The sequence below is a fragment of the Lacticaseibacillus camelliae DSM 22697 = JCM 13995 genome, assembly GCF_001311195.1.
GTDB lineage: Bacteria > Bacillota > Bacilli > Lactobacillales > Lactobacillaceae > Lacticaseibacillus > Lacticaseibacillus camelliae.
The window spans coordinates 1-6,608 of the sequence record NZ_BBAJ01000103.1 but is presented as its reverse complement, the minus strand read 5'-3'; the positions used below and the strand labels follow the sequence as shown (position 1 = coordinate 6,608).

Sequence of the window (6,608 nt, the reverse complement as noted above, 5' to 3'; positions counted from 1 at the left end):
ATGATTATTTGCAAATGCTGGCATATATACTGCGGTTTGAGTCACCACGCGGCGTCTTTTTGTTTCCAGAGAAGCAAGGTAAGCCTTCTTTGAGCCTCTTACAAGTGCTTAAGGGAATAAATAGTCCTTATGAAGTCCGGCGAGATCCTCAAATTGATGTCTTAAAAATTGGCTTACCCATCCCACAAGCAGATGCTGATTATCAAACTTTTGTTGCGGACATGGAGCAAAACGAGAAACAACTAAAATGCAGGCTTATGACCTTTATTTAAACCCCGCATGTATGTGTGCTAAATCAGCAATACATTCTTCCAGTTCAGGCAAAGAAGTCTCATAATGGAAGACAGACAGTTTCACTTCTGTTCAAACGCACTGTGGAGGTAGAGCAATGAGTGGCAACTTTGAGTACTTGCAGGAAAACGAAGACAGCTTGGCGTATTTTCAATTAGCGAAGTCTATTGAACAAGAATACGCAATGGGGGATTACGGCTCAGAACTGGCGTCTGCTCGCAGGATCGCGGAAAACATTGTGAAATTTGTTCTGGATCAAAACTATCTGAACAATGACGACACTTTTGCCCAAAATTTGAAAACAATCAAAGTTCATCATCTCATTGACTCGCGGGTTCTTGATTTACTTTACGATATCAAGAAAGTGGGTAATGAGGCTTCACATAGTCTGAACCAATACGAAAAGAAAGATGGGCTTGAGGCTTTACGACAAATCATCACATTGTTGTATTGGTTTGCTAGTGCGTATTGTGACTACCAAGGTGAGGTTCCGCCGTTTTGGAAGCCTGTTCTATATTCGACGGCAGAACGACAAGTCGTCTATGCCCTTTCAGCAGATAATTCAGATGGATACTGGCCTCGATACAATGGCTTGGAAAAGGTTGGCAAAACGACTGCTGGTCAGGATTTGGAAAAGGACTGGTCTGCAAACAGTCAATATTTGAGGAGTGAGGCTCACCATCGGATTAGTCAGTACATGCGTACAGCAGCGGTTCCGTATAATTTGGACTGGGTAGAGCTTGCCTACCGGAAAGATACTAATACCTGGTTTGATGACCGCGCAGTCCACGATGTTTTGGAAAAATCGGGATACCGGCGGGACGAAGCGTTAAGGGACAAAACTGGTGCGCGTGAGTGGTTTAAGGTCGATGTTGATCATGTGAAAGAAGCCATTGCGGCTGTTAAGGCAGGGCGTGAATCGATAGACGGACCTGTAACAGAGACAAGTGAAATTCAACTGCGTCCTGAACAAAAAGACGCAGTGGAGAAAACAGAAAAGACTTTTAAATCAAAATATAAGATGCTGTGGAATGCAAGATGCGCTTTGGCAAGACGCTGTCTGCGTTACAGTTGATCAAAAATGAAGGTTATAGCAAAGTACTCATCATGACCCATCGTCCAGTTGTGGCCGATGGGTGGTTTGAGGACTTTGAGAAGATCGGTATGCCCAGTGCTGGATATAAATATGGGTCAAAGCGAGATCAGGACCTGTCTCTCGAGGCTTTGCAGAGAGAGGCCACTAAATATGTCTACTTTGCTAGTATTCAAGACCTTCGTGGGTCGAAAGCATTTGGCGGAACGGTCGCTGATAAAAATCAGCTGGTCAAAGATATAGAATGGGACCTTGTCATTATTGACGAGGCACACGAAGGGACGCAAACCGATTTAGCACAACAGGTAATCGATGGCGTCGTCAAGAAGGATTACACACGCGTGCTTGAATTGTCGGGGACTCCATTTAATCTGATTGACCAGTATGAGCCAGACCAGGTTTATACTTGGGATTACGTTATGGAACAGCAGGCAAAATATTCATGGGACAGTGAGCACCCGAATGGTGAGCGTAACCCGTATATTGGATTACCGGCAGTTTCAATGTATACTTTCGAAATGAAGAAGCGTTTCGAGGATCAGAACTTCCTTGACGATGATAAATCATTTAACTTTCGAGAGTTCTTCAAAGTAGATGATGAGACGGGTGATTTTGTCTATGCCAACAAAGTCAGAAAGTTTCTAGACAATATCTCTAGCCTGATGGAAGATCAAACTATCCATTTGCGACTCGCGAATTCAGAAGGAGCTTACGCCACACCCTTTGGTTAATGCCATCAGTTAAATCTGCCAGAGCAATGAAAAAGATGCTAGACGAGCATCCTGTTTTTAGCTCGTATAATGTCGTCAATATTGTTGACAAAGATACTAGTGACAATATTGTTGTCGCTTCAGATTCTGACGTTAAGCGCGTAAAAGATGCTATAACTGACCACCCGGCTCGAACCCTAACGATTACTTTAACAGTTCGTAAGATGACCACTGGTGTCACAATCAAGCCCTGGACTGGCGTTATATTCTTATCCAATACAAACAGTGCCATGCAATACTTACAGGCTGCATTCCGAGCTCAGACGCCTTATGAGGATGAGGAGTTTGGGCGTAAGACAAATTGCTATATTTTCGATTTTGCGCCAGATCGTGCTTTGAAAGTGATGGCTGCATCTCGTCAGATGAGTACTGGAGTGGGCAAGTTGCAGACCTCAGATCAGCGATCCAAGCTCGGTGAGCTATTAAACTTCTTGCCAATTATTGGTGAAGAAGGGCAGGGTATGAAGGCTTATAAGGTCGATACCTTGTTGACTCAACTGAAGAAAGTATACGCAGAAAAGGCAGTCCAATCTGGCTTTGACGACGATTCATTATATAACGATGAACTCTTGAAGCTGACGAGTGATGACCTTAAGATGTTCAATGATATTAAAGCAATTGTTGGGCAGACAAAGGCTGATCGAAAACCCAATGTGATTGATGTCAACCATCAAGGCCTTGATGACGAACAATACGAAAAAGCCACTAGAGCAGAAAAAAAAGCCAAGGAAAGAACGTACGCCTGAGGAACAAGCCGTTATAGACCAAAAAAAATGCACTTAAGAAACAACGCAAATCGATGATTTCAGTATTGCGTGGAATTTCGATTCGCATTCCTATGATGATTTATGGTATGGATATCGATATTGATAAGGATGTTGATATCGATAAGTTCATTGACCTTGTCGACAACAAATCATGGACGGAATTTATGCCAGTTGGAATTACAAAGGAAAAGTTTCGACAAGTTGTGAAATATTACGATCCGGAGGTTTTTTTAGAGGCTGGTCGCATTATTCGACACAGGGTAAAGTTGTTGGATGAAGCGGATCCTCTTGACAGAACTATGCAGATAGCAGAAATTTTTGGCACGTTCAAAAATCCTGATAAGGAAACAGTTCTTACGCCTTGGCGTGTCGTCAACATGCAAATGGGGGAAACTCTTGGTGGCTTAACATTCTTTGATGACTCGTATCAAAGTTCCATCGAGGATGGAAAACAGATTGTAAAATGGCGCAATACTCCACTTACTGAGCAGATTTTAAACGATGATACTCGTATACTGGAGATTAATTCTAAGACAGGACTCTACCCCCTATATGTCGCTACATCACTGTATTATCAAGGATTCGAGCGGCTTAATAACAGCACGGGTGGACAATTCTCAGCCAAAGATCAGGAGAACATATGGGAACACATTTTAAGTACTAATGTCTTTGCAGTAGCCAAAACACCAATGGCGAAAACTATAGCTGAACGGACGTTAACTGGATATAAAAATTATCCAACACATGTGGTTTATGTGGACAACATTATCGAGTTAGCTCGGCAAAATATCCATGATTGTATTGAGACCATAAAGGAGAAATTTGGGTTTATGAAATTTGATGTTGTTATTGGTAATCCTCCTTATCAGGAGCAGTCAGCAGGACTAAATACGAAACAGCCTTCTATTTATAATTACTTTATGGATTTGTCATATGGTTTAGCGCCTAAGGCAGTCTTAATAACGCCAGCCAAATTTTTATCTAATGCTGGGGACACACCAAAGTCTTGGAATGAGAAGATGTTACACGATAAGCATTTGAGAATCGTTCATTACGAGCAAAATAGTTCAAAAATATTTCCTAATACAGATATTAAAGGCGGAGTGGTTATAACTTTAAGAGACGAGACAAAAGATTTTGGAGAGATAGGTATTTTTACCCCTCTACCTCAGCTGCAGAGCATTTTGAAGAAGGTTTCTGCGAAATCTGAACAATCGTTCAGCGAAATCGCGTTCTCGAGTACGAGCTATAAATTCTCGGAGAAATTACTTGAGGATCACCCTGACATTGAAAAGCGTCGACCGCTTGGACATAAATATGATATTGCCCCAAACGTTTTTGAGGTACTACCGGAAATATTTTTTGATCAAAACCTTCAGATTCTGTTGAGTACATAAGGATTCTTGGACGACTTCATGGCGAACGAACCTATAAGTGGATTAGACGCTCTTATGTCAAAGACCACCCTAATCTTGATAAGTACAAGGTAATCGTGCCTCATTCAAATGGGAGTGGAGCACTAGGCGAAGTTGTCAGTACCCCACAAGTGGGGTACCCCACTTGTGGGTACCACCCAAACATTTATGACATTCGGAGAGTTTGATTCAAGGACTCAGGCGGAAGCAGCACTTAAGTATGTAAAATCCAAATTTGCTAGAGCAATGTTGGGAGTACTAAAGGTAACTCAGCATAACCCGATTTCAGTATGGAAGAAAGTACCTTTACAGGATTTTTCATCTCATTCTGATATTGACTGGAGTCAATCTGTTAACAAGATAGATCAACAGCTCTTCAAAAAAATATGGACTCAATCAAGATGAGATCTCGTTCATCGAAGAAAAAGTTCAGGAGATGGATTGATGGCTGACGAAAAATTGATCAAATCTAATGAGCGTGTAAAGGAACACGGGGAGGTCTTCACTCCTAAGAGAGTTGTGGATGTTATGCTCAATCAGCCAGAACTTAAAGGTGAGCTGCATTCATTGACTGCAACTTTTCTTGAGCCTGCAGCTGGTGAAGGTGCATTTTTAACTGAGATACTTTCTCGTAAACTCGTTGTAGCTGAGAAACTGTCTGATTCCATTATTGAATTTGAAAACAATGCATTAACTGCTCTAACCTCATTATACGGTATTGAATTATTGACAGATAATACAGAATTGCTTGTAACGCATATGTATCATGTGTTTTATCAGAAATATACTCAGCAATTGGGCAAGTATAAGTCAAGGGAAAATAAGAAAGTTGAGAAAAGCGCTTCAACGATTATTAAGGCTAATATGGTTCAAGGAGACGCCCTAACAGGTAAAAATAAAAATGGTAATGAAATCGTTTTTAGCCGATGGATTTTTTTAAAAGATAAAAATGATATAAGAAAAGTTCGACGAACTGAATATACGCTTAAATCAATAGAAGAGGATGGTCCATCACTGGATGGCTTAAGTCATGGAAATAAGGCTGAGGAACTCACTTTATTTGAGGTTGATGAGCCTGGTAACAGTCATGCCAACTATAGATATTCAGTGGTCTCATTATTCGATGTGTACAAAGAGACTAAGGTTACTATACCTCAGAAGTTTGATTGATCTAGAAACTCCTAATGTTATGTGAAGGGGGAAGAATGATGAATGAAGAGTATCGTTCGTTTAAAAATAGCTTCGAAACTTTCTTGAACTCAGATGAGCGTACTGCTGTAATTCGTGGCGTTAATGACAGCGACAAGATCATAATGGTCTGGTTAGGGTTAAAAGCGCATAGCGAGACCATGCACGGGACAGTTCTGGTAAATGGTTTTGCTCGCGCTAAAGAGCTTTTATCAGAGGCCTTAGAGACAAAAATTTCAACGAAACTATATTCTTGGATAAGTCTCCTGTGTGAGTGACTGTTAAATTTGGCAAATATTCAACCGTTGATAGTAGACCGTTTGGTGAGAATGAGGATTTTGCACTTTTTTTTATACAGTAGAAACGGTGCTTATTGATGACAACAAAAAGCAGCGTCTTCTCAGCCATATTAAGAACTCTAGAGCAACGCATAATATTATAGTGCTCACAAATGATTTTAGCGATATTGAAGCATCCTTTCAGTCTCTAATTGACGTGCAGATTGTGCTTGACACATCTAGGTCACACAGCGAGGAATATGGCAACGTTGTGCGAAACCTCGCCGAACAGGGACTTCGCTACCTTATTGAGTTGATCAGGGATAGTTTTTCTGTGGCGGTGGAAACTCCATTAGAATTTTTTTAGCCAATATTCTGATTTTCATTGTTATGTCCACTTTAGGCTGAATATTATTGAATTCTTTGAGGTACTGAAAGGAAAAATAGATTATGCCAACAATCCAATGGTTGAACCAAGGCTGATTGGCAATGCTACTCATGGTGGGTATGGGATCTCTGATAAAGCTGAATGAAAATTAGCAAAAAAGCCCGTAAATTCGGGCTTTTTAATTGCTCGCAAATTTTATCGATAACTCGTGGGATGATTCGGCAGGGCATCGGTAGAGGCTGATTCTAAGCAATGCTTGGCAAATAAAATCAGTTTTTGCCCACGTTTTTGCCCACATATTTCGTTGAACAGTACCCGGGTATTTACTTGGACTTTGAATACTCACATGCCCATAATTCGCTGGCAATACTGAATTTGTTGGGTTCTTTGTTTCTCCGTCGTTGCGCAAGTTGTGCGT

At 41.0% G+C, this 6,608-nt stretch carries 3 protein-coding genes and 2 pseudogenes; 4 read left to right on the top strand and 1 reads right to left on the bottom strand.

The window, feature by feature from the left end:
• The 4 genes and pseudogenes from JCM13995_RS12400 to JCM13995_RS12385 all read left to right on the top strand — a co-directional run.
• Positions 1–272: pseudogene (locus JCM13995_RS12400) on the top strand (hypothetical protein); the annotation flags it as partial.
• A 116-nt stretch (positions 273–388) separates the two neighbouring features.
• Positions 389–4,781 (top strand): annotated as a pseudogene (locus tag JCM13995_RS18140) (Eco57I restriction-modification methylase domain-containing protein).
• A complete protein-coding gene (locus tag JCM13995_RS12390; protein ID WP_054666142.1) occupies positions 4,781–5,506 on the top strand; it encodes a DNA methyltransferase family protein in 726 nt (241 codons plus the stop codon). Before JCM13995_RS18140 ends, JCM13995_RS12390 begins: the two are co-directional and overlap by 1 nt.
• Positions 5,507–5,541: 35 nt before the next feature.
• On the top strand, positions 5,542–5,802 hold the full coding sequence (locus JCM13995_RS12385) for a hypothetical protein (RefSeq protein WP_156314488.1): 261 nt from the start codon (positions 5,542–5,544) through the stop codon (positions 5,800–5,802).
• A gap of 566 nt (positions 5,803–6,368) precedes the next feature.
• On the opposite strand, the gene JCM13995_RS16385 is transcribed toward JCM13995_RS12385, so the two are convergent.
• Positions 6,369–6,608, bottom strand: a 240-nt coding sequence (locus tag JCM13995_RS16385; RefSeq protein ID WP_225350891.1) for a hypothetical protein, incomplete at its 5' end; no start/stop codon positions are given.